Origin of the sequence: Nonomuraea sp. NPDC023979, from assembly GCF_040639085.1 — a bacterium.
GTDB classification, from domain to species: Bacteria; Actinomycetota; Actinomycetes; order Streptosporangiales; family Streptosporangiaceae; genus Nonomuraea; species Nonomuraea ceibae.
Map to the genome: position 1 here is coordinate 44,881 of NZ_JBEZZG010000043.1, position 22,257 is coordinate 67,137.

A 22,257-nucleotide genomic window follows, 5' to 3' on the forward strand; every position below is an offset into this window, starting at 1 on the left:
GCGAACGGGCGCCCCACCGCCTCCCGCGATGACCTGCCAGCGCGTTGCGCCAGCTTCTCAGGTTTAGGACATCACGCACTACCCCGCCCCCTTAACCGGATAAACAAGAATAAGATCCACCCCCGGCCGCGTATACAACCGCAACCGATAGCGGCCGGCCCCATCACGCGCAAGATTGGGAAATCGCACGTTGCTGGCCGACAACCTCTGCATCACCAGGCGACCCGATTCGCTGACGATATCCGCCTCGACCACCTTGCTCCAGCCCTTGCGCCGAAGAGGCGGCGGGGCCGAACGCAATGCCTTCGCCGTGACGCAGACCGCCCAATCCTGGCTGGGCGTGAAGAACAGAGCCAGCTGCCCGCTGACCTCCAGGGCGCCGGGCGGGTCCGCGTCCCAGATCACCTCCGCGTCGCTCCCGGTGTCCGCTTCCGCGTCGTAAATGCCGTAGGGCTGGCCGTCCCAGTCGTAGTAGGACGCGGTCGCCTGGAATCGAGTACGCAGCGCGGGCCAAGGGTCTCGGCACAGGGCGTCCTCTTTACGCGCCTCGCGCTTCAACTGGTCGCGTACGGCCCTGTCCTTCTCCGCCTCCTGCTGATTTATCTGAGCGGTGGACAGCAACAACTCTGGGTGCTTCCGCCCGATGACGTCCGGACAGAGCAGCGCGAGCAACGCAGGCCGCGCCCTGACCGGCTCCCCTGCCGCGAACCTGATGCACGCCCCTCGGCCCCTGCTGAGCAGTTCCTGGTCCGAGACATCCCGATCAGGCTTTCTCACGTTGCACAGGTAAGCCCGTTCACGCTCATGAACAGGGAGGTCCGCAACTCGCGGCGGCCCCGGCCGCGCCAAGCACTCCGTGAAGTCGATGCTCTGCCAGGAATAGGTGAGCCGTGGCTCGGTCTCGGACCCGACGACCATCAGCAAGGGAACCATGGCCGCAGCCCCGACCCCCGTCGGCACCCGGAAAGGCGCCTCCCGCCCCACCTCACGGTTCAATTCATGCGCGGTACGCGCCAGCCAGACGACGTAAAGCACATTCATGGCCTCGGCGATCGACTCGATCGTGCTCCCGCGCGTAAGGGAATCCACCAGTTCGACGAGGAACGCACTCCCGAACGTGCCCCAGCCGATGTACTGCGTCGCCCGAGACCAACGCCCGTCACGCCTCTGAGCGAGCAGAAGCATCACCATCACGACGAACCCGGCCACCCCCGCAACCAAGAGAGTCACGCCGTAGGTCGGGCTCACGAACCGCCGTAGGACCGAATCTTCCGCCAGCCGGACCACCAGCGGCAACACCGACTCCGCCAGCCCGAACACAAGCAGAGCCAGCCGAAACAGCCGCCCCGGCCCGGCGAACACCACCGCCAACAGCACGAGCGCCGGCACCCAGAGCACCAGCCCGATGATCACCTCGACCGTGTCAGGCAGAAAGGAGGGAATCACCAGCCAAGCGACATTGGCGTACAGCAGCGTCCGCAGCCACACACCCGCCCGCCCCAACGGCGCACCCGCCGGCCCAGGCCCCCGCAGAACCTGCCAGAACAACCACGCGTTCACCAGCCCGACCAGCAGCAGCCCGCCGAGCACCGGCACCAGAGGAGACGCCCCGACGCTCGAACTGGGCGGAGACCACATGGTGACCAGCCAGGCCGGCGTCGCAGTGCCGACCACCAAGCTGACGACGATCGCACCGAGCGTGATGACCAGGGAGACAGAAGCTGCCCAGCGGTATAAGCGCATAATAAACGATGATCGTAGTGCACCTCATCGGCCCGAAAGCCCGACCCTGCAGCCTGAATATCCCGCCATTGACGACCCATTCAAAAAGCACAATGCCCGCCTCTTTTCCAAAGGCGGGCATCGGTGAAGGTCAGGGCAGGAACACAGGGGCCATCCCTACGCGTCCTGGCACCACATCCAGCCGTGGTCCGAGATCCAGCAGCGGTAGTACCCGTCATGCTGCATGGCCTGAGCGGGGGCGCTCGCCATTCCGATCGTAAGGACGGTGGTGACAGTCATCAGTGCGACAGCAACGAACTTTCTCATGAAGCTCATGCAACACGAGCATTCTTGAAATCCTCTTGTATCCAACTGCAATGGCGTACGTCACAGCACGCTCGCACAGGTGACCACGCCCCTGCCCGCCGTCAAACGGTCAGCACGATCGTCCAGCGGCGCTCCCGGCTACCACTCGCCGCGAGGGGTCACAGCCGGATCGCAGGCTTGGTCTGCAGCACGACCGGCTCCTTTGCGATCCTCCCGGAACCACAGCTTCAGCCCTTCGTAGCCGGACCGCAGGTGCTCAACCGACAGCCGCCCGAGAGGCCGCAGCCGGCTGACGTACGTGATTTCCTCGCCGTCCGCGTAGAGGCTGATATACGCCTCACCCGTCCGCCGATTAGGGCAGGACTGCTTCACGAACCGCCGAAGCTGCCCCACCAGAGGTTCTTTTCTCGGTCACAGGCGATATCGAAGCAGCGGCCCCCGGGAGGCCGTACAGCCGCAGGCCCACATGCGCTGAGCCCATGTTCAAAGACCACTGAAGTCGTCAACGGCCAAGTGCGCCCTCTGACTAGCCGCCTATGCGGACTTTTACATGGTCACGGACAAAAGTCGCTTCTAGCGTTCTGCTCACGCAACTTCAATCACAAGGAGTGACATGAAGTTATTCGCAGCCATCGCCGCCACGATGATGCTCGCATCCTCCCCAGCTGCGGCCGAACCCGAGGAGAGCGACAGGGAGATCCCTCTGGCGCACCTCGAATACACGACCGGTCTCACCGTGAGCTTCTCCGACAGCCAACCCTCCAACGAAGTGGGGATGTCCCAGCTCGGGATCATCGGCGGTGCGCCGCTCATCGCCTGGGAGCGGAGCAACAGTTACCTGCAGACCTACCTGGAGATCACCCCGCCCGATGTACCAGTGCCCCAGCGCCTCGTCGATGATCACGGCGCCGACCTCCCCGCCGAACTGCAGTTGCGGCGGATCACCAGCGAGCCTGTCACCGTAGGCGGCCTGGTCGCTCCGGCCAGCGCCGTGCTCTCCGCCTCGTGCACCGCCGAACACTGGGGCTGGCATCTCTGGCACGACAACGCCAAGGCCGGCCTGGCTCCCAAGTCGTACACCACTTTCGACTTCGGCGGCTTCAAGGAACGTCGCGCGGAGAGCTTCATCTTCAACTGCCTGCCGGCGGGCTCACCGAGTTACCTGTGGGCCCGGCACCGGCTGTACTACTGGAACGGCACCAGTTGGTGGAAGCAGACGGATGAGAAGGTCGGCCCTGGGCTCCAGCGGGAAGAGGTCAAGGGCAAGGTCAAGCTCCACCGCAAGGTCACCTATGACGACGGCTGGGGGTCCAGCCCTAACTGTCTCAGCGGGGCATGCAAGTACACGCGCGAGGGACGTTTCACCAGCTAACAGGTAAGAGCGGTGCGCGGGCGGCTGAAGAAACACGGGAGCTCCTAGCATCCGGCTGCCCCGGCCACCTCGATCGCGACGAGTCGCCGCGCACCCAAGGAACCACCGGGACGGGGCGGCGTTGCCCATCTGCCTGTAGCGAGACGAGCCGGCCTGCTGTTTGCCGCCGCCGTGGAGCGTCCAGCGCTGGGGGGAGCCCTGCAATCTCAGATCAGCGGGACCATGAACGTGTACACCCAGATCCTAGGTCCCCCACCCGAAAGGCTCTTGACCGGCTGAACGCCAGCCTCGATAGCGGCCAGCCCAGCTGGTTCTATCGGCCCATCAGGAAGAACGGCGCCTCGCCAACCCACTCCTCACTCAGCCTCACTCCTGTGGCGAGTTCGATGGCGGTTAGAGCGGCCGCCCGCCAGCTTTCCCCCTTCTGCCAATCGAAGTAGGGAAGGACGGCCTGCACCTGCGGCCAACCGTGCAGCTCCGTTGCTTCCTCGGCGTACATGCCGTTGAAGGAGAACACCATCTCACCGTCAACGGCAAAGCCGATCGAATTGGTGGCATTGACGTTCCAGCATGCGCTGTAGGCTCGCCCACCCGCGCTCAGCCGGGGAAGAACCGGTGGATAGACGCCCTGAAATCCGTTGTACTCGAAGAGCGCGACGTGCCGATCCGAGCGATCGACGAGCATCCCCCAGGGCGCGTCATCCGACAGGTTGAGGAACACCTCCTCATGCTCGAAGGTGTCCGTCTCGTGGATCTCGAACTGCCCCGTCCCGCTCACCCGTTCACCGATCTCCGCAAGACCCAGCGCAGATCCGTTGTGGGGCACGAACACCGTCCAGCAGATGGCTTCTCCCATCCAGCTGCCATCGAGCAACCGCCTGTAGTGCAGGTATGCCTCGTGCGCAACCTCATCCTCAACCACACGGACCTCCATCGACTACGGCAAGGGAAGATCGTGGCAGGAAGGACCGACAGAAGTCGGGGAGGTTGCTGTACGAAGCTGCTGCACAAAGATCAAGGGCCTTCCAGGATCATCCTGAAGGGCCTTTGAGCTGCGAGCCGACGAGGGGAATCGAACCCCCGACCTTCTGTTTACAAGGTCCCCAAACGATCTTCATGGGCGTTCGGACACGTTCGCCACGCTGGTCACCCACCCTCCGGCTGTTCAGCCCTGTTCACCTCAGTTCATGATCGTCCGTTTGAGTGGCTCCCAAGGTGGCTCCCACGGAGACCTACTCGTACAGGTGGGCGACGTGGATCTGAAGGGCAAGCGACTGCCATGTCAGCGGGTCGACGTCGTCCTTGAACGGAGCCCCTTCGCGAAGACAGCCGTCCGCAAGCCAGGCCGCCCACGTTCTGAGAAAATCGCCGACGTACATACTGCTCCAACGCCCATCGACGAACTGCTTGCCCTCGCGGCGCTGCCGCTCCCAGTCGGCACGATCGGCGTCGACGTCGTCCGCCATGATTTCCAGGTAGGCGGCGAAGTCTCGCATGTCCTGCACGTGGGCGACGTCGGCAGGTAGCTCACGCGGTGATGTCATGAGGACGAGAGTAGGAGGGGACTGTCAGCTTGGGAAGCCTTTCAAGATCATGAGTTCTGACCTGGGGAAACACCGGCCTGGGCGTACGTGAGTTGAGTGCCGCCGAGTCCCCGTGACTCCCCACTGATCGCTGTCTGAACGGGCACGCAACGGGCACGCCCGCAGGGGCGCGTAGGCCAAGGGGCCTACACCCGCTGCGACCACCGCCCTTCGAGGAAGCGCGCACGACCCTCCATAGCGGCACGGTGACGGTTCCCAAGCTGGGCGAGAGGCAGGCCGGACACCGCCCCCGAACCGTATCCCATCGTGCCTATTTCCGGACCAACATCCCACCGGGAATCAGCCGGACCTAATCGCGCAGCCGTCTGATTCTCTACAGCTAGTCTTCCTGAACGCAGACGAGCGAAGTATCGTGTCCCCCATCCCCCGCTCCCTAGGCATCACGAGCATCGACCCATAGCAAACATAGAACGGTCCAACACCTTCGACTGCAGAGGCTTTCAATGGTCGACCCACTATCATTCCCCGTTCTTGCAGGCGCAGCCCTAACCGCCACCATCACATTCATCTACAACCGCATCGGAGCTGTGTTGGATCGCCGGGCTGGTCGCATAGCGCCTGACCTTCCGGACACTATCGAGGGCTCTTCTGAGACTCTTACAGTTCACAGCGAGTCTTTGACTGAAGAGCAAGTACAGTTTCTGGAGCGTTCGGCCGGAACGCTAAGCGTCTATCTCGACCATCCGGAGCTGCTACGCGGGGACGACGAGAAGCTACGTGAAACTCTGGGCAACCTCAGAACCATCCTCGAACTTGCCTACGACCGAGAGTTGATCTTCGCTGACGAGCAGCCCGCAGGGCCGAGCCTGCAGGTCACCATGAAGTCCGACGAGGTTAGCGGCATACAGCGTGGAATCAAGGCAAGAAGCGTCTCCGGCGCTACCCATATCAATGTCGAACAGACCGGAAAGCGGATAGCCAAGGGCGGAGAAATGACGGGCATTGAGATCGACGGACCCATCGGCTAGAGGTGACGAGTGAATCACGACAGCGAGGGCGAGGAAAAGCCTTCCAATAATTGGCTAACACGCCTCAGACTTAATTCACGCGACGCCACTTATGACACTCACGGCGAGTCGGAGCCGCAGGAAGATAGACCGATTACGGCCACGTCAGCGTCCAGCCTTTCTGGGCAGCCGGCCCATGACGGATGGCAATTTCAAAACGAATCTGAGTCATCATCTATTTCTGATCCTGGTATCGCCTCTCGCGATGCAGATGAGCCAGAACATGAAAGCGCGACCTTGAACGAAGAGGGGCCAGATCAGGGTAGTTCCACTGAGCGTCATATATACCCTCGCCTAGGGTACCGAAGTCCAGAGGAAGAGGAATCACTCAGGAAGTTGCTACGCGCCCGCCTCACCGATATTCGCCAGGAGGCGCTACTTAACTTCGGTGAGATGAATGCACTCAAACAGGTCTTTGAGCATACCGTTGATCATTCAGAAATCGAAGCAGAATATCTTGATGCGGTGCGACTTGTTTTTGCACCCCCAGATGAATTCGAGATGCTTTATGACTGCCTCCGCGACCCCGGGTCAGTACTCGTACTCAATTGTTCCCCGAGCAGTGGTCGCACCATTACAGCTCATGCTCTACTGGCACGGTTGTACTTCAACGGAGACATCAACGGGGTCCGCGAGATTTCCTTTGGCGGATCAAAAGAGTTTCCCGTGAAACGATTGCCTCACGAGAGTAGGCAAGGCTTTCTCCTAGAGCTTCCAGCCGACGAAGAGGAGAGCAATTTTCAGGTATCCGATCGATTCGGTAGCCGGATTTCCGCTCTGTCTCGCGAACTGAGCAAACGTGATAACCGACTAATAGTTCTAACTGAGCCCGAGCAGTGGCGCCGCATATGCATCAGTTCACCTGATGGCATTGCGCCGAAATTTAAGCCCGCACGAGCAAAAGATATTGCATCTAACTGGCTGACCGCTGAAGAGCCTTCATTCCCTGTGGCGCGATGGATGGCTGACCCCGACATAGCGGAACTTTTCGAGGGCGCCAAGCCACTAGACGCCCTACAGATCGTCGATTTGATACTGAAAGCATCTCGTGCCGATGTGAATACGCTGCCGTCGCTGCAGGCACTCACGCGTAAACAGGATGATGACAGCGAAGATGGTCAGGCTTATCGACGGCAGGTCCTCTCAGTAGTCGCAGCTCGACGAAATTGGCGCGAGCAGCTGTTGGACTGGCACAAACAGCGTGGGCGAACGAGCTTCGAACGAAACTTTCTCCTGGCGGCATCTGTTCTCCGTGGCGCCCCGGTAGCACACGTCTACGCCAAGGTAGCCGTTCTCTGCGAGACCCTCGGTGAGGGAGAAATAAAGATCGCAGGACAAATGGCACCAGGCGTAGTCGAGTTGGTGGATGCCGTTGATGCCGAGTTGACAGGTAATGCGGTTATCACGTTCGGTCGTCCCGGCTGGGACGATGCAGTTCTCGAGTACTTCTGGATCGATCGTCCGCTTGCACGTCTCCAATTCCTTCAATGGCTAGCCGAGGCTCCGCGTAAAGACCCTCAAGGAGTTATGGAGACAATCACCCCAGCAGAACGAGAAGCGTTGGCTGAACGGATTGGTGCTTTCGCGCTACGTTGGGCTGTAAGGCATCGCAGACCGGATCCTCTGCGAATGCTCGCGGAAGCGTGGTACGAAGTCAGTTCTACTGATACCAAGATGAAACGCTTGTGGGGCGTCCTCATTGCAATTCTTGCCTCGGCAGCAATACGAGACGCTAGCGCCCCATATATACACAAAATGCTCCTCGACTGGTCCAAGACCAAGAAGCCCGCGCTGCAAAAAGCAGTGGTCGCTGTCTGCTCCGGTGAGTTCGGCCGAGTGCACACAGGAAAAGCTCTACGGCGTTTGAAGTACGCTGGAGAGTCCGAAGATCCGGATGTGGTCGCTGCGCTCCGCACGGCGGTACGCAATCTGTGGGCAGACCCTTCAGTTCGACAAACGCTTTTTGGCTACATAATCGCATGGTGCAAAAGTCAGGACAGCAACGCACTTGCCGGCCGACGTGCATTCGGAGTCCTCGCAGGTGCTACGAGTCAAATTTCGGCTTTGCCAATCCTGCTCGAGAGAAGCGACGAAGGCGATTTCGCCCCTACGGGAGAGATGCTTTCTTACGGTTGGAGTGCCGTTCTTGATCATGACTCAACGATAGAAGAGTCCGGAGAAGCCGAAAAGGCTGTCGCTCTATGGATGAACGCCGCCCTGGACGGAGAGGCTATACGTGACATCGTAATAGATGCTCTGCGAAGAGCCGTAGATGGGAAGGACTCTCAGCGGCGACGCGATCTTCTGCGTACTTACGTTTATAAGTGGTACGAAGAAGGAGCCATCGAGCAGCGTGACGTGCGCGAAGCTCTGTACTCTCGACTATCCCAGCTTATCGATCACGATCTACGGACCGAGATGTCCCGGCAGATGAATATGACAGACAGTACCCTTGGCAAGGCGCCGTAGTGGCTCGCAGCTTCTTTCGGCGCTCCGTGCCCCGCATGCCAGTAGAACCAACTTTTCAATACGCTTATTCTGATCGGTTTCCCAGCCGAAATAAGGGCTTGGCATTCACGGCAGCAATTCGAGCCGACTGGCGACGTTCGATAGATAACCGAAGCAAAACATCTTCGCCTAGGACAGTGGCGCGCGCGCTACGAGCGCTTATGGAGAATACATGTGGGCAAGCCTCGGTATTACGAGTGCATGCCGCCGAGGAGGATATCGAAGCAGCTCTTCGGATCAAGCTTCCCATCGTGGCTGATGGTATTGAGGTTTTTGGCGCTCACGTGAGTCTAAGCGTCGATCAAGACACTATTGATGCTGCTATGCAACTAGAGCGCTTGCTTCGCGAGCATGAGCTGGACGACTTAGCGCGCCGTCAAGCAAAAGGGCGTGCCGACTTTCTGCGCGAGGAGATACTCAAAGATCCGGCATCGGCCCAGATTTATGCGATGTTCGAACTATCTCCGCGCATCGGTGGGCCTTCGGCAAACATCAACCTTGATCGCCTAGTACAGCAAGTGAATGAATGGCATCCAGAGTCTCGCTGGATCGCTGTTGCGCAAATCTTGCATGATTTCTTGAGCAATCTCTCCGAGGGCGGGCGGAAGGATCTCCTTAATATCGTTCAACATGCACTATCTCTCCTCGGTACACCGGAACAAGTCGCTCGCCTATCCAACTTCTCTGGGAGGCCGGATATTGCGGCACCGCTTCCCGAGGCCTCAATACCGAGGCAAGATGAATGACGTTTTGTTGTGCTGTCGTGGGCAAGCACTGTCGCCAGCGCGGTAGATACTGGTGGCCGTTGCACTACCTACCTGTATGGCAGCTGTGCTCAGCCACGCTCTTCGGTGAGCCGTGCTGAGGAACGAAGCACGGATCATCGATCGCCCCCAAGCACGTACGGCGTCCAGCCATACAGTGGCGATCGTAGGGCTGTATCTGTGCGGCGGCGTGGCAACCCCGGTCGGTGGGTTCGGTTGGTACGGCGGGGCTCGCGTGCGGCGGCCGGCCCGGTGTCCCGCCGCCGTCCGGGACCGGCCCCCAGGCCGCACGCCCGGACGGCGGGCGGGCGGCGGGCCGGGGGTACGGCGGCGCGCCGCGCCGCCGCTTGATACCTACAAGAACAATTCGGCAATGCGACGCCTACGGAGCACAGCACGTCAGTCGAGTAGATCGGGACGGTGGCTGGTGAGGGCTCTGCGGGCGGTCACGAATCGCTCGTGGAACTGTTCGGCAAGGGCTTCTCGCCGGTAGCGCTGCCGTAGCAGGCGGTCGAGATCTGCGGCGCGGTTGACGAGGTCGCTGAGGGACCGTCGGTCAAAGTCGAATGCGGCCATCCCTGCGTCAACGGCCGCGTCGAGGTCGCCGCGCCGGGCGTGGACGATGCCGAGGTCAATGTGGGCGTCGGCAACGCGCATGGGTGCGTTGGAAGTGCCGTCTGGTCGGGTGTGCATTTGGATGGTTTCGCGGGCGTGTTCTTCGGCGCGGTCGTCGTCGGCAAGCCAGGTGTAGCAGGTGGCAGCGTAGAAGACCCACTTGGCATGGTCGAACACGAAGTGATGGTCCGGGTGCTCGGGCATGGGCAGGCTGCCGAGCGCTTCGGCTCCGCGGGTCAGAGCGCGATCGGCTTCGCGACGGTCTCCGATCCGGGCGAGGCCGCGAGCTTCCTGCAACGTAAGCTGAACCATGGCGCTGCTGGTGCCGGCCACTGCCTGCCCCATCCGGGCAGCGGTCACGACATCTTCGTAACGGCCTTCGACCAGGGCGAACCACGCGGACATCTCATGCGCCCAGCCCACTAGCTCCCCGTGCCCGACCTGGCGGCCCATCTCGAACGCGGTCCGTCGCGCGGTCTCGGCCTCTTCCCTCTCCCCCAGGTCGTAGTGCACACAGCCAAGCAGGGCGGTCAACCATCCGGTGATCACCAGCAGTTCGCGATGTTGATCAAGGGTGAGGCGTCCGGCGAGTAGGTGGTTGATCTGGGCGAGGCGCTTCTGTGTACGGTCTCGGAGTGTGCCTGCGGGCACGACCGGATAGGCACGACACAGGAGATCGACGGCTTCGGCCAGGGCTTCCAAGGTTCCGGTCCCCACGTCGGACGCCTGAAGTTGCTGGGCGAGTTCCATGGTCCCGTACAACTCGGCCTCGGCCCGCAGCGCATCGACCGGCATAACCTGGGCCTCGATGAGGCGACTGCCTGTCTGCCTGTTCTGCGAGAACCCCAGTGCTTCCGGTTCCAGACCGGTCAGTTGAGTGAGGGCCAGCCGGTAGGGCGTACGGGGCCATCGGACTTCACCGGCCTCCCAGCGCCGGACTCGTTCCTCATCACACGCCAAGCGCTCAGCAACGCCGACTGGTGTGGCGTTGATTCTCTCGGCCATCTCCCAGCGGGAGAGACGCTGCTCATTCCTCCAGGCGCGTAGCCGCACGTTCGGGACGTAGTCGGGCATCTGCGGGCCTTCCTCCCGGCTGGGGGCTCGAAAGGGGGAACAAGGGGGCCGTTCAGGGGGCCTGCTGAAACTCGGTTGCCGGTGGACTTGTCATCAATCAACCACGGTACGTCACGCGGCTTCCCGCCACAGGGAACGCCGGATGAACGAGGAGATGGCGACGGTGATCCGGCCTGATGAGAAGAGTGAGACATGGCCTTGCCCGGCTTGCCGGGGGCTTGGGGTCAAGCTGCGCAACTCGCGCCGTGCCCTTCTCATCAGTGACAGCGACAGAGATGAGTTCTCAAGCAGGGAGCGGGAGTGTCTCGACTGCCTCGGAAGCGGCCGGGCCGAAGGGAGCGCGAAATGAATTCGATCATGGCGGCAGTAGGCAAGCTTTCCTCCGAAAGGGAAGAGGCCAATGCGCTGATCCGGTTGCGGGATCGGCTCGTAAGCCTCGGGGTCAACGCCGAGCTACGCGACAGCAACACCGCGCTGATGGTGCATCGCCCCGACCCGGGTCTGCCGGTGTGGGTGTTCGTCGGCTACGGCGGGACCTACTACTCGTGGCAGAACGCCGAGAAGCGCCATCCGACCAGCGATCCGGAAGGCGCGGCGAACGTCCTGGCGGAGTACCTCGCCAGGTGAAGACAGGCGCGGCAAGGCGGAGTGATGGGTCCAGCCGGGAGGGAACGGACCGCCGCTCACGCCTTGCCGCGCCTCCCATCTCCGGCAGGCGGCCTCAGCGGCGCCCCCGCGGCTACCTTCCCAGGCCGGTCGCTGGGCCGCCTGCCGGGTTGCCTGTACGGCTCCGCTCCGGCAACGGCGCGTCGCTCATGCTCGCGCAAGGCACACCGCTGCACGTCGTGTCCGAAGTGCTCGGCCACGCCAGCATCGCGATTACCAAGGACGTTTACGGACACTTGCTGGAAGGTGATCGGCGCGCAGCAACGGAAGCCATCTCCAGCGCCCTCCTGGGGAAACAGACCCCGGTGGCTCCCAAGGTGGCTCCCACAGATGCCGAAAGCACCGGTTGAAGATCAGAAAGCGCAAGGCCCCTGACAGCATTACGCCTGTTCAGGGGCCTTCGAGCGGCAGAGCCGACGAGGGGAATCGGACCCCTGACCTTCTGTTTACAAGGGCAGGGCACAAGCCCCGTCCACGCATGCCCGCCCTGCTCAGATGGTGATCGCAGAGAGATGGCATGTGATCCAGTAAGACGGCGTTGCTGTATGCGCTGCTGTACAGCCAGCTCCTTGGCCTCTTGATCTCAAAGCCCTCACGCATGATCTACACCAGGGCGTACAGGGGCCTTGAGCTGGGCGAACGGTCAGTTGATGTTCGCCAGCATCCGGGCTCGTGCGCCCTCGTCGTCACCCGGTACGTCACTCACTCACCGCTTGATCCGGGCGGGCCGTACGTCCTTCAGCCGGACCAGGAGTTCGCGAGCGAGCGCCAGTTCACGATCGGCGTCGCTCAGCAGGATGATCGCGTTGCGCTCGTACGGGACCATCGTCGGCAGCAACGGCAGGAACAGATCGGCGCGGACTCCGTACGGGATGCAGTCGCCTGCGGTCACCACCAAGGCGTTCCGCCGGAGGTGCGGGCAATAGGTGATCGCCTCGGGGATGCACGCCTTACATGTCGGCGGCGCGTTGGTGAAACCGTCTCGGGTGTGGTCGTCCTCCTCGGATGACAGGAGCCATGAGATCCGGCCCGTCTCCGGGTCCACCGCTGACCGGGCGCACACCTGACACAGCCGCTTGGTCATACAGCGCCACTGCCGCCGCGTGTTCACCGTCGTGAAGTCCGGCCGCCCGACGCGCTTGGAGTTCTGCCGAAGCCGGAGCACTCCGTACGCCTAATTACTCGCTCTCGGGTTGTCGTAGCTCAGCTTCCAGCCTCCGGGGCGCGGCACGAACGTGAGCGACTGCCGTACGACGTCGCCGGTGTAGCCGATGACGAACGGCACCCGGAAACTGGGTCGTGATCGGGTTTCTCACTGCCTGTACGGGGAGCACGCACTGACGGTAAGTACGCAGCTCTACCAGGCTCAATGAAGTTGCCGGGGTTTGCCCACTACTCGTTCGGCAGGGCTTCTAACGCCTGCTGGATCAGGCGTCGCGCTGGGTCGCCGACGACCGCCAGGCCGTGCAGCCGATCCCACGCCCTCAGGTACATGGCGATCTCGGAAGGGTTCGTGATCGTCAGGTAGCCGGACACCAGCTCGACGGTCACCGACTCCTCGTCGGTGATGTCGAACGACTCGTCCGGGGCCACGCCGCGTCGATGGATCGTGCGAGGGATGATGCCAAGTGACACGGAAGGCCGGCGCATCGCGTCCAGCAGGTGCCGTAACTGCTCGGCGTGCACCTCGTCGGCGTAGGGGCGATACCAGAGGACGTCTTCCTCCAGGAGGAACAAGAAGCGGGCGTCTCGTCGCCGGAGGCAGCCTTGCCGGTCCATCCGTTCGGCCACGGCCGCCGCGACGTCGTCCACGTCCACCCCCTGTTCCATGCGGATTTGGGTGAGCGCTGCCGTGGTGTAGGCGGCGGTTTGCAGGAGGCCGGGGATGACCTTCGTCTGGTAGGCCCGCATGAGGCGGGCGCGCTCGTACTCCTCGCGGACGGACTCCTGGGCCCGCTTGAGGCCGCCCCGGTTGAGCTGCTTGTACGTGACCCACATTCCGGCCACGTCGCGCAGCTCGGCCAGCAGCTCCCGTTCACGATCCTCGGACACCCCGCATGCCTGGCACCACACCCGGAGATCGGCGGCGGTGATGGGCCGTACGGCGTGCTCGATCTTCGACACCTTCGACACGCCATGCCAACCGGCCAGCTCCGCGAGCTTGCGCCCGGTCAGTCCGGCGTCCTGCCGGATCTCCCGGAGCTGGTCTGCCAAGCGCCGGCGGGCCGCTTGGACGCTGGAGGAAGAGGTGGACGAAGGCAACGCGAGTCTTCTACGGCCGGTAGTCCTCGTGCGGGATGGCTCGCTCCCACGCCATCTCGAACGCTCCGACGACTTGAGCGACCCTGCGCGGATCGCTGACGTGCTCGTACTGCCGCAGGCTCCGGCCGTCGCCCGCGTTGAAGTTGTAGCGGACGATCCGTTGGTCGAACATCCAGAAGTCGGCCCCGGGCAGCATCAGGTCGTACGCCTGCCGCCTGGGCAGCCAGCGCAGCTCTTCCCCGGCCTTGACGTTGCCATAGCTGATGGCGTGTTCCCATCGGATGTAGTCGCTCACCGGCTCCGCTACGATCCGCAGGCGCCGCATCTTGACTCCGCGCGCCACGGCCGCGCCGATCAGCTCGACCCAGTCGTCCCACTCGTAGTCAGTGCTCCCGTCCTCCTGCCACTTCAGGAAACCGGGGTCCGTTGTGTCGTAGGTGTCGCGCATCTCCAGGTGCACGGCGGAGCGCTCGGCGTTCTCCAGCATCCGCTCGAAGCTCGGGAGGCCGGGGCCCTGCTTGTTCCGCTCGTAGGTACCGCTGACGGCGTCCATCACGATCGGGGCCATGCGCGCGGGATGCCAGACCACGGACTCGTCGGCGGCGATTGGCGAGTCCTGGGCGATGCGGTCCAGGACGGCCGGGTCGGTGACGGTCCTGCCCTGGAAGTACATGTCACCAGTCTCCGGGTCAACGAAGACGGCTGGGCACTCGTTCTTAGGAGAGTCAGGGTCCATTCCCGCGAAGTCCAATGCCACGTCCTACTCCCTCGCTTTGAGATGCTCCTGGTGGCGACCCATGCAGTCCGTGAGCTTGAACGCACTCAGCGTTGCCGTCAAGCGATCCTCAAGAAGCGTGCACCGCTGCAATACCTCGAAGGCCAACGAACGCGTCGAGCCCCACACATGCAGCCATCGTGCACGATCCCGTCCTAGCACGATTGATTGAGCTCTCCGCCCAGAAAGAGGACATACAGCAGCAGATCAGGCTATTAATCGCATATGGCAGAGAGTTTGTGCGACCGGTACCCTATAGACTAAAATCGTTAGCAGATGCTGCAAATTTATCCATTTCGGGCGCACGAGCCATCTACACGTCAATCGACGTGGCCTCCATAGCGACCCGAATAGGACGAAAGAATAACAAGGGGACTATTTTCCCCGACTCGCCAACATCTCCCCTGGATTTCAACCTAATGCCTCCGCCACCAGATTTTGAAGGCGAGCATTGGTGGGCAGTGCCCCACCACCAGCCCTCTGACTTGGAAGGGGACGACGAACAGGAGCCTTCCACTTCCTGATCACCTCGTACGCCGTCGACTCACCGCGTAGCGGCAGCGGGCCGGGGACGGAGTGTCAAGCTCGGCTTAGCGTGTACGTTTGCCGGTCGCCGTTCCTCGATCATTCGATGCCAACGGTCAGAGCCGAGCTTGATACGGAGGAGCCGGTCTGCTGGGCTTGCCTGAGTCGATGGTGTGCGAGGTGATCAGCCCCCCAGCCACCCATCAACGGCAAGGGCCGTGTGGCGATCACCTCGGTGCCGGAGTGCTCCCGCCGGAGGCATGCTCTTGACTGTACGATCTGGCTGGACCTGGCTCCATAGATCATGATGTCTGGAGCGGTGCACGGTTCTGGCTATTGAGACTGGCTCGCTACACCACCCCAGTAGGAAACGACGGACACCCCATGAGAGCCTTCTTAACCAACCTTCTGACGTTGAAACGGCCGCCTCAAGCTCTCGGCCTGACCATGGCCTTTGTGCTCGCTATCCTGCTTTCTTCAGGCTGCCGCTCCGAATTCTTCCCCGGTGAATCGCGAGCCCCATCCGAAGTGATCGCCGAGTTGCGTGAAACGGGAAAGGTGCTAGGAGCGACGACGACAGAATGGTATTGGGACGGCCACACCGACATCTCGGACGTCATCGTGGTCGATGTCGGTGGTTCAAGCTTCCGCGATGCCCTAGATAGAGCGCTGGGGCATCTCCAGGGACGTGGCTGGAAGGTCACAGACCCGGCGAGCTCCTGGCGGACACGCCTGGTATCGGGCAGGTGGAGCGGTGTATCGGTAGCTGTTGAGCCGCTATCTAGCTACATACCGGCGTCATCCGAGGGGTTCAATGAAGAACTTGATTCGTCGAACTTAGCCCTCTTCGACGCCCTCCACCGGCAGAACACGTCGGGGCATCTGTTGGTTCTAGAGGCTCATGCCCCTGATAGCTGATCCTGTGCAGATCTGTTCCGTCGGGAAGAGTGAGGTCTTTCCAACCTGCTGGCCCTGGCCAGCGTGGCTTCACGGAGAGCGGTGGCGAATGAGAGGAGGCTCCCGGTAAGACAGCAGTCGACCAAGATCCGATGCCCAAACCGGGAGCTTCGTTGCTGTCTTACCGTGCCTCGATTCCACTGTCCAACCACACCCTGATTCGTTTGGCCGAACTCATCCGCACCCGGCGTGCCGAACGCCGCTCCCGGTGACGGAAGTTAGACCCGGCCCAGCAAGCGCTGCTGGTCCTGGCCCACCTGCGCAATGGCGACACCTATGCCCGCCTAGCCGGCGGCTTCGCTATTGGCACCACTACGGCCTGGCGCTACATCCGCGAAGCCGTCGATCTCCTGGCCGCCCTGGCCGACGACGTGCACGCCGCCGTCGAGCGCGCATCCCGGCTGGCCTACACCATCCTGGATGGCTCCCTCATCCCCATCGACCGCCTCGCCGACGAGCGACCGTACTACAGCGGCAAACACAAGCAGCATGGGGTGAATGTGCAACTGCTGGCAGATCCCGTGGGCCGACTGGTGTGGGCCTCACCGGCGCTGCCGGGCGCCACCCACGACGTGACTGCCGCACGGGGCGTCGGCCTGGTCGACGTCTTGACCAGCGTCGGCGTGAAGACCTTCGCGGACAAGGGCTATCAAGGCGCAGGCGGCACGATCAGGACGCCATTCAAGCGGCATCGCCATCGTCCCTGGTTGTCACACGGACAGCGGGACGTCAACCGCGCTCACGCCCGTATCCGGGCCATCGGCGAACGTGCCGTTGCGACCTTGAAGTGCTGGAGGGTGCTGAGCAAGCTGCGCTGTTGCCCGCATCGCGCGACCGCACTCGTGCAGGCGATTCTTGTGCTGCAGCTCGTCGAAGAGGGCCGCTACTCAGGATGAAGGGTTCATTGTGTCGGTCGGCACTGCGAGCATGACGAAATGATCGCGACCCCTGGCGACTATGCCTGGTTCTCCTACGAGCGTTGCCCCGAGCTGGCGGAGGCCTACTGCTTCACCTCCGTCCGCGGCCTGGCACCCGAGCAACTGGTGGTCCGGCTCGGTGGCCAGCCGGAGGATTTCACGCCCATGACGCTTGAGGAGCTGATCGAGACTCGCCACAGGAACAGCTACGACACCGCGTTTCTCGGCGCCACGACCATAGGCGACTGGGTGTTCATCGTTGAGCCCAACGGCGGGCTCGGCACCGATGAAAAAGTCATCACTTCGTTGTCGACGGGAACCCGCCTCGTCTCCCACTTCCGCGACGTCGAAGGCGTCGAGTACTTCTACTGGAGCGAAGATGGAAAGATCCGGTTCCGCTTCATCGCTGATGAAGGTTACTCGGAAGAGGTGCCGGACGAGGTCATGGAGACCATGCAGCGGATCGACGCCGACTACAGACACCTCTACCCCAGCGACGGGCCGGCGTTCCTCCTCGCCGAGCATCTCACCGGCATCACACTGACACCGGAACTGCTGGAGGGGTCCACCTACCTGTGCGGAGTCATCCCCGAACCAAGGTGAGCAGGATCCATCGTCTGTGACCCCTTGGGCCAGTCGCAGCCGGTGGATCACACCGCTGCAAGCTCCCCCGAGATTCACTGGGGCACCGTTCCGCACGGATCGCTATACCCAGCCATAAGGATGAAAAAGCTTCAGTACGGTGCGGCTGCCTCACTAATCGATTGCCTGCGTCCGATTGCGCGGCGGGGTGGCCGGGCGGGACCGGCCCGGAGAGGCCGCACGCCCGCCCGGACCGCCCGGCCGCCCGCCGCCCATCGGGCGGCGGCTTGATGACGTAGGGAAGGTATGAATCACGCACCGCCCCTCACTGCTACTGACGCGCCAGCTCGGCCATGCTGTCGGTGACCGCGTCGGCCCCCGCCTGGATGAGGCTGTCAGCCTTTCCCGGCTCGTTGGCATAGGCGATGCTGCGAGTTCCTGCGTTGCTCGCGGCCACCATGTTCTGGGCCTCTGTATCTCGGCGCTCAAGCAGCGTCGCGAAGTACAAGACGAGGCCCGCGAAAAGGCTGGTACGAAGTGGAACGACTCGGCCCTGGTGTTCACCACAAAGTACGGCACACCCATCGAACCGCGAAATCTCAATCGCGCCTTCGAGGCTCACTGTAAGAACGCCGGTGTCCCGCGCATCCGCGTCCACGACACCCGGCACACCTGCGCTTCGCTTCTGGCCGCCCTCGACGTCCATCCGCGCGTGGCGATGCGCATCCTCAGGCACTCACAGATCAGCGTGACCATGAACGTCTACACCCAGATCCCAAGTCTGGAGACCCGCAAGGCTCTCGACAAGCTCAGCCAGAGCCTGCACGGCTAATCCCTACTCCACGAGCAGGGCCTCATGAACCCAGGGGCCCTGCTCCGTGGCTGGTGAACGATGTTATGAACCAGCAACAGGGGCTTATCCGCAGGAATACACCGATATGTGACTTCTCGTAGCGATTGCCGGGAAGCAAGTTCAGGCATGCACAGTTGGGCAACCCTTTTGCCCTTGTCAGCACTGGAGATACAACTTCTCCCACGGGGCCACAACACCCTCCGAAGGATCAAGAACGGAGACTCTCCAGATGGTTGTCCAGTGCCCGAAGTGCGGCCACAAGATCTACCAGCGCCGCACCGTCCGGCGGCGTTCCATCGACCCGAGTGCGCTTGTCGAGCGCCCTCCTCTCCTCGAAGAAGGCGGATGGCTTACCACTGAGCAGGTCGCGGCTGAGCTGTCTATTAAGCCCACCAGTCTGGCGAGCATGATCTCCCGCAAGAGGTTTCCGAAGGCAGACTACAAGTGGAGGAGGCGCAATTACTGGAAGCCCTCCACCGTGCAGCGCTGGCGGCAGGAGTCTCGGCAGATCGTCTTCGAGCCGGCCGGCGGCTGGCCTCACGAAGTGTCGTCCGAAACGCCTCCGCGGGGAGAAGGGGGTAGGTTCATCAAGATCGAAGCGGTCGAAATCACCGTCCGTCCCTAATGGTTGCGTCCAAGACACTCGGACCGATAACTCAGTCACAGCGCGCTGACGATGCAGAGTTTGTGCAGGCGAATAGTCAACGGCGCGACCGTGATGGCAGAGCCTGCTAGCCGCAGGCAGTGACCGTTGCTGTATCCGGCTGCTGTATGAGATCCGAAAAGGCCCCCTCCACATGGTGGAAGGGGCCTTTGAGCTGCAGAGCCGACGAGGGGAATCGAACCCCTGACCTTCTGTTTACAAGACAGATGCTCTGCCGATTGAGCTACGTCGGCACGGCCTACCAGTGTAGACGCTCAACCACGTCGGTGACGAGCGACCTCGTACAACGTCACTCCCGCGGCCACTCCCGCGTTGAGCGACTCCGCCGCGGCGGCCATCGGGATGCGGGCCACCACGTCGCACTGTTCGCGTACGAGCCGGGACAGGCCCTTGCCTTCGGAGCCGACGACGACCACCAGCGGCTCGCCGAGCAGGTCGACGTCGCCGATGTCGACGCGGCCCTCGCCGTCGAGGCCGATGACGAAGAGGCCGGCCTCGCGGTATTCGCGCAGCGCGGCCGTCAGGTTGGAGGCGCGGGCGACGCGGAGGTTGGCGAGGGTGCCCGCCGAGGTCTTCCAGGCGCCGCCGGTGACGCCGGCCGAGCGGCGTGAGGGGACGAGCAGGCCGTGGGCGCCGAAGGCCGTCGCGGAGCGGGCGATGGCGCCCAAGTTGCGCGGGTCGGTGACGCCGTCGAGGGCCACGATGAGGGGCGTCTCGGCGGCGTCGTGGGCCAGCTCGACGAGCTCCGACGGGTGGGCGTAGTCGTAGGCGGGGATCTGGAGCGCCACGCCCTGGTGGACGGCGCCTTCGGTCAGCCTGTCGAGCTTGTCGCGGGTGACTTCGAGGAGGGCGATGCCGCGCTCGGCCGCGATCTTGATGGAGTCGCGTACGCGGTCGTCGTTGTCGATGCGCTGGGCGACGTAGAGGGCGTTGGCGGGCACGCCCGCCTGCAGCGCTTCAAGGACGGGGTTGCGCCCGCCGATGTGCTCGGGGGCGTCCTCGGAGCGCTTGGCGCGCGGGGCCGGGCGGCGTCCGCCGCCGCCGCGGTCCTCGCGGGCGATGCGCTCGGCCCTGGCCTTGTCCTTGTACCAGTGGCGCATTTCGGCGGGCGGGGTCGCGCCGCGTCCCTCCAGACCGCGCCGTACCTGCCCACCGGTGCCCTTCGAGGGGCCCTTCTTCTTCGCGGGCCTGCCCGACGCCCTGCCACCAGCTGCCATGCGTCCAAGGGTAACGGGTCACGCCTGGTGGCTGAGCTCCCAGCGCGGACCGTGGGGGGTGTCCTCGACGGTGATGCCGGCCGCGGCGAGCTGGTCGCGGATGGCGTCGGCCGCCGGGTAGTCCTTGCGGGCGCGGGCGGCCTTGCGCTGCTCCAGGGCCACTGCGACCAGGGCGTCGACCACCGGCTTGAGGTCGGAGCCGGCCGAGCGCCACTGCGGCGAACGGGGGTCGAGACCGAGGACGTCGAGCATGTTCTGGGTTTCGGCGAGCAGGCGGGCGACGGCCTCCTTGTCGCCCTTGGCCAGCGCGACGTTGCCCTCGCGGACCACCTCGTGCACGACGGCGAGCGCCTGCGGGGTGCCGAGGTCGTCGTCGAGCGCGTCGGCAAACGCCTGCGGGAGCGGCGCGTCGGCGTCGACGTCGTGGATGACCTCGGCCGCGCGGGTGACGAAGCCCTCGATCCGCTGGTAGGCGGCGGCGGCCTCGCGCAGCGCCTCCTCGGAGTATTCGATGGAGGAGCGGTAGTGCGGCGCGGCCAGGTAGTAGCGCAGCTCGACGGGGCGCACCTTCTGCACCATGTCCGGGATGAGCAGCGAGTTGCCCAGCGACTTGCTCATCTTCTCGGCGCCGATCTTGAGCATGCCGTTGTGCATCCAGTAGCGGGCGAAGCCGTCGCCGGCCGCCTGGGACTGGGCGATCTCGTTCTCGTGGTGCGGGAAGATCAGGTCGATGCCGCCGCCGTGGATGTCGAACGTCGGCCCCAGGTATTTGGTGGCCATCGCGGAGCATTCGAGGTGCCAGCCGGGGCGGCCGGGGCCCCAGGGGGTGGGCCAGGTCGGCTCGCCCGGCTTCTCGCCCTTCCACAGGGCGAAGTCGCGCAGGTCGCCCTTGCACGATTCGTCCTCGGTGTCGGCGGCGGGGCGCATGTTCTCCAGCCGCTGGTTGGAGAGCTTGCCGTAGTCCTCCTCGTAGGAGCGGACGTTGAAGTAGACGTCGCCGCCGGAGGCGTAGGCGTGGCCGCGCTCGATGAGGCGCTCCATCAGCACGATCATCTCGGGCACGTGCCCGGTGGCGCGCGGCTCGACGGTGGGCGGCAGGCAGCCGAGCGTGTCGTAGGCCCAGGTGAAGGCCCGCTGGTTGCGCTCGGCGATGACGAACCAGGGCACGCCTTCCGCGGCCGCCACCCGAATGATCTTGTCGTCGATGTCGGTGACGTTGCGGCAGAAAGTCACGTCATAACCGGAACGTGTCATCCACCGGCGCAGCACGTCAAAGTTCACGCCAGACCGGATATGTCCGATATGCGGCGGAGCTTGCACGGTGGCACCACACAGGTAAATCGACGCCCGGCCGGCTTCGACCGGTACGAATTCGCGGATGGCGCGTGTGGCGGTGTCGTAAAGGTGCAAGCTCACGAAGGCAAGGCTAACGCCTCTTCACCCCCGTAGCGTGACCTTCTCCGGCTTGATACGCACGATCACCCGCTGGGCGCCCGGCTTGTCATGGAACGGCCCCCCCGTGTACTTCTGCGACAGCTCCTGAATGAGCGCGCCCTCCGGGTCGTCCTCCATGGTCACGCGCCCCCGGACCTCCACGTATCGGTACGGGTCGTCGGGGTCGATCACCAGCAGGCTGGTGCGCGGGTCGCGGTCGAAGTTGCGCGGCTTGCGGCGCCCCTTGACGGTCGAGAACAGCACGTCGTCGCCGTCCAGACGCACCCACACCACGGTCGACTGCGGTGAGCCGTCGGGGTTGACGCTGGTCACCGTGGCGAAGTTGGGCGCGTCGAGCAGCTTGCGCGCTTCCTCGGTGAGCTCGGTCATGTCGCTCCTCCAGATCGGTCCG

General features: G+C 63.3%; 20 protein-coding genes, 1 tRNA gene and 2 pseudogenes. 11 read left to right on the forward strand and 12 right to left on the reverse strand.

Features of this window, described 5'->3' with window-relative positions:
* Positions 1 to 78 precede the first annotated feature (78 nt).
* Positions 79 to 1,743: a hypothetical protein gene (locus AB0G11_RS43470; RefSeq protein WP_357592726.1), complete on the reverse strand. Its 1,665-nt coding sequence runs from the start codon at positions 1,741 to 1,743 to the stop codon at positions 79 to 81.
* A gap of 919 nt (positions 1,744 to 2,662) precedes the next feature.
* On the opposite strand from AB0G11_RS43470, the gene AB0G11_RS43475 reads away from it, so the two are divergent.
* Positions 2,663 to 3,421 (forward strand): hypothetical protein, encoded by a 759-nt coding sequence (locus AB0G11_RS43475; protein WP_357592728.1) that lies wholly within the window; start codon positions 2,663 to 2,665, stop codon positions 3,419 to 3,421.
* 313 nt (positions 3,422 to 3,734) lie between these two features.
* On the opposite strand, the gene AB0G11_RS43480 is transcribed toward AB0G11_RS43475, so the two are convergent.
* Together AB0G11_RS43480 and AB0G11_RS43485 are read right to left on the reverse strand one after the other, a co-directional pair.
* Positions 3,735 to 4,343: a DUF6461 domain-containing protein gene (locus AB0G11_RS43480; RefSeq protein WP_357592730.1), complete on the reverse strand. Its 609-nt coding sequence runs from the start codon at positions 4,341 to 4,343 to the stop codon at positions 3,735 to 3,737.
* A 310-nt stretch (positions 4,344 to 4,653) separates the two neighbouring features.
* On the reverse strand, positions 4,654 to 4,965 hold the full coding sequence (locus AB0G11_RS43485) for a hypothetical protein (RefSeq protein WP_357592732.1): 312 nt from the start codon (positions 4,963 to 4,965) through the stop codon (positions 4,654 to 4,656).
* A 677-nt stretch (positions 4,966 to 5,642) separates the two neighbouring features.
* Here AB0G11_RS43485 and AB0G11_RS43490 point away from each other — a divergent pair.
* From AB0G11_RS43490 to AB0G11_RS43500, 3 genes are all read left to right on the forward strand, one after another.
* On the forward strand, positions 5,643 to 5,993 hold the full coding sequence (locus AB0G11_RS43490; protein ID WP_357592734.1) for a hypothetical protein: 351 nt from the start codon (positions 5,643 to 5,645) through the stop codon (positions 5,991 to 5,993).
* Between the two features lie 9 nt (positions 5,994 to 6,002).
* Complete coding sequence (locus AB0G11_RS43495; RefSeq protein ID WP_357592736.1) at positions 6,003 to 8,501, forward strand: hypothetical protein; 2,499 nt, start codon at positions 6,003 to 6,005, stop codon at positions 8,499 to 8,501.
* A gap of 236 nt (positions 8,502 to 8,737) precedes the next feature.
* Positions 8,738 to 9,286, forward strand: a complete 549-nt coding sequence (locus AB0G11_RS43500) for a hypothetical protein (protein ID WP_357592738.1) — start codon at positions 8,738 to 8,740, stop codon at positions 9,284 to 9,286.
* 417 nt (positions 9,287 to 9,703) lie between these two features.
* Here AB0G11_RS43500 and AB0G11_RS43505 read toward each other — a convergent pair whose 3' ends face one another.
* Positions 9,704 to 10,993: a hypothetical protein gene (locus tag AB0G11_RS43505; RefSeq protein ID WP_357592739.1), complete on the reverse strand. Its 1,290-nt coding sequence runs from the start codon at positions 10,991 to 10,993 to the stop codon at positions 9,704 to 9,706.
* A gap of 345 nt (positions 10,994 to 11,338) precedes the next feature.
* On the opposite strand from AB0G11_RS43505, the gene AB0G11_RS43510 reads away from it, so the two are divergent.
* Together AB0G11_RS43510 and AB0G11_RS43515 are read left to right on the forward strand one after the other, a co-directional pair.
* Positions 11,339 to 11,620 carry a hypothetical protein gene (locus AB0G11_RS43510; RefSeq protein WP_357592741.1) on the forward strand — a complete coding sequence of 94 codons (282 nt, stop codon included), beginning with the start codon at positions 11,339 to 11,341 and terminating at the stop codon, positions 11,618 to 11,620.
* A 188-nt stretch (positions 11,621 to 11,808) separates the two neighbouring features.
* Positions 11,809 to 12,009: a hypothetical protein gene (locus tag AB0G11_RS43515; protein WP_357592743.1), complete on the forward strand. Its 201-nt coding sequence runs from the start codon at positions 11,809 to 11,811 to the stop codon at positions 12,007 to 12,009.
* A 356-nt stretch (positions 12,010 to 12,365) separates the two neighbouring features.
* Here AB0G11_RS43515 and AB0G11_RS43520 read toward each other — a convergent pair whose 3' ends face one another.
* From AB0G11_RS43520 to AB0G11_RS43530, 3 genes are all read right to left on the reverse strand, one after another.
* On the reverse strand, positions 12,366 to 12,743 hold the full coding sequence (locus AB0G11_RS43520) for a hypothetical protein (protein WP_357592745.1): 378 nt from the start codon (positions 12,741 to 12,743) through the stop codon (positions 12,366 to 12,368).
* A gap of 308 nt (positions 12,744 to 13,051) precedes the next feature.
* Entirely contained in the window at positions 13,052 to 13,873 is an 822-nt protein-coding gene (locus tag AB0G11_RS43525) for a Scr1 family TA system antitoxin-like transcriptional regulator (protein ID WP_357592747.1), read from the reverse strand.
* A 58-nt stretch (positions 13,874 to 13,931) separates the two neighbouring features.
* Positions 13,932 to 14,594 (reverse strand): DUF6879 family protein, encoded by a 663-nt coding sequence (locus AB0G11_RS43530; protein WP_357592749.1) that lies wholly within the window; start codon positions 14,592 to 14,594, stop codon positions 13,932 to 13,934.
* A gap of 1,011 nt (positions 14,595 to 15,605) precedes the next feature.
* On the opposite strand from AB0G11_RS43530, the gene AB0G11_RS43535 reads away from it, so the two are divergent.
* From AB0G11_RS43535 to AB0G11_RS43545, 3 genes and pseudogenes are all read left to right on the forward strand, one after another.
* A complete protein-coding gene (locus tag AB0G11_RS43535) occupies positions 15,606 to 16,139 on the forward strand; it encodes a hypothetical protein (RefSeq protein WP_357592751.1) in 534 nt (177 codons plus the stop codon).
* A 152-nt stretch (positions 16,140 to 16,291) separates the two neighbouring features.
* Positions 16,292 to 17,074 (forward strand): annotated as a pseudogene (locus AB0G11_RS43540) (transposase family protein).
* 39 nt (positions 17,075 to 17,113) lie between these two features.
* The gene (locus AB0G11_RS43545) at positions 17,114 to 17,698 is read left to right on the forward strand and encodes a DUF6461 domain-containing protein (protein WP_357592753.1); all 585 of its coding nucleotides are present in this window, start codon (positions 17,114 to 17,116) and stop codon (positions 17,696 to 17,698) included.
* 310 nt (positions 17,699 to 18,008) lie between these two features.
* Here AB0G11_RS43545 and AB0G11_RS43550 read toward each other — a convergent pair whose 3' ends face one another.
* Positions 18,009 to 18,185, reverse strand: a complete 177-nt coding sequence (locus AB0G11_RS43550; protein WP_357592755.1) for a hypothetical protein — start codon at positions 18,183 to 18,185, stop codon at positions 18,009 to 18,011.
* 48 nt (positions 18,186 to 18,233) lie between these two features.
* Between AB0G11_RS43550 and AB0G11_RS43555 the strand changes: the two are divergent.
* Together AB0G11_RS43555 and AB0G11_RS43560 are read left to right on the forward strand one after the other, a co-directional pair.
* A pseudogene (locus AB0G11_RS43555) lies at positions 18,234 to 18,389 on the forward strand (site-specific integrase); the annotation flags it as partial.
* Between the two features lie 370 nt (positions 18,390 to 18,759).
* Entirely contained in the window at positions 18,760 to 19,155 is a 396-nt protein-coding gene (locus tag AB0G11_RS43560) for a helix-turn-helix domain-containing protein (RefSeq protein ID WP_357592757.1), read from the forward strand.
* Positions 19,156 to 19,354: 199 nt separating this feature from the next.
* On the opposite strand, the gene AB0G11_RS43565 is transcribed toward AB0G11_RS43560, so the two are convergent.
* The 4 genes from AB0G11_RS43565 to AB0G11_RS43580 all read right to left on the reverse strand — a co-directional run bounded on the left by AB0G11_RS43565 (position 19,355) and on the right by AB0G11_RS43580 (position 22,235).
* Positions 19,355 to 19,427: transfer RNA gene (locus AB0G11_RS43565), tRNA-Thr, on the reverse strand.
* Between the two features lie 21 nt (positions 19,428 to 19,448).
* The gene (gene rlmB / locus AB0G11_RS43570; protein WP_357592759.1) at positions 19,449 to 20,411 is read right to left on the reverse strand and encodes a 23S rRNA (guanosine(2251)-2'-O)-methyltransferase RlmB; all 963 of its coding nucleotides are present in this window, start codon (positions 20,409 to 20,411) and stop codon (positions 19,449 to 19,451) included.
* 18 nt (positions 20,412 to 20,429) lie between these two features.
* Positions 20,430 to 21,827, reverse strand: coding sequence for a cysteine--tRNA ligase (gene cysS / locus AB0G11_RS43575; protein WP_357592760.1), 1,398 nt, complete (start codon positions 21,825 to 21,827; stop codon positions 20,430 to 20,432).
* Positions 21,828 to 21,848: 21 nt separating this feature from the next.
* Entirely contained in the window at positions 21,849 to 22,235 is a 387-nt protein-coding gene (locus AB0G11_RS43580; protein WP_219515679.1) for a PPOX class F420-dependent oxidoreductase, read from the reverse strand.
* Between the last annotated feature and the right edge of the window lie 22 nt (positions 22,236 to 22,257).

What these genes read in the sequence shown, in the direction of transcription:
- AB0G11_RS43470 (WP_357592726.1), bottom strand. Translation starts at nt 1,743, where the DNA reads ATGCGCTTATACCGCTGGGCAGCTTCTGTCTCCCTGGTCATCACGCTC.
- AB0G11_RS43475 (WP_357592728.1), top strand. Translation starts at nt 2,663, where the DNA reads ATGAAGTTATTCGCAGCCATCGCCGCCACGATGATGCTCGCATCCTCC.
- AB0G11_RS43485 (WP_357592732.1), bottom strand. Translation starts at nt 4,965, where the DNA reads ATGACATCACCGCGTGAGCTACCTGCCGACGTCGCCCACGTGCAGGAC.
- AB0G11_RS43505 (WP_357592739.1), bottom strand. Translation starts at nt 10,993, where the DNA reads ATGCCCGACTACGTCCCGAACGTGCGGCTACGCGCCTGGAGGAATGAG.
- AB0G11_RS43510 (WP_357592741.1), top strand. Translation starts at nt 11,339, where the DNA reads ATGAATTCGATCATGGCGGCAGTAGGCAAGCTTTCCTCCGAAAGGGAA.
- AB0G11_RS43515 (WP_357592743.1), top strand. Translation starts at nt 11,809, where the DNA reads ATGCTCGCGCAAGGCACACCGCTGCACGTCGTGTCCGAAGTGCTCGGC.
- AB0G11_RS43520 (WP_357592745.1), bottom strand. Translation starts at nt 12,743, where the DNA reads ATGACCAAGCGGCTGTGTCAGGTGTGCGCCCGGTCAGCGGTGGACCCG.
- AB0G11_RS43530 (WP_357592749.1), bottom strand. Translation starts at nt 14,594, where the DNA reads ATGTACTTCCAGGGCAGGACCGTCACCGACCCGGCCGTCCTGGACCGC.
- AB0G11_RS43535 (WP_357592751.1), top strand. Translation starts at nt 15,606, where the DNA reads ATGAGAGCCTTCTTAACCAACCTTCTGACGTTGAAACGGCCGCCTCAA.
- AB0G11_RS43545 (WP_357592753.1), top strand. Translation starts at nt 17,114, where the DNA reads ATGATCGCGACCCCTGGCGACTATGCCTGGTTCTCCTACGAGCGTTGC.
- AB0G11_RS43560 (WP_357592757.1), top strand. Translation starts at nt 18,760, where the DNA reads ATGGTTGTCCAGTGCCCGAAGTGCGGCCACAAGATCTACCAGCGCCGC.
- rlmB (WP_357592759.1), bottom strand. Translation starts at nt 20,411, where the DNA reads ATGGCAGCTGGTGGCAGGGCGTCGGGCAGGCCCGCGAAGAAGAAGGGC.
- AB0G11_RS43580 (WP_219515679.1), bottom strand. Translation starts at nt 22,235, where the DNA reads ATGACCGAGCTCACCGAGGAAGCGCGCAAGCTGCTCGACGCGCCCAAC.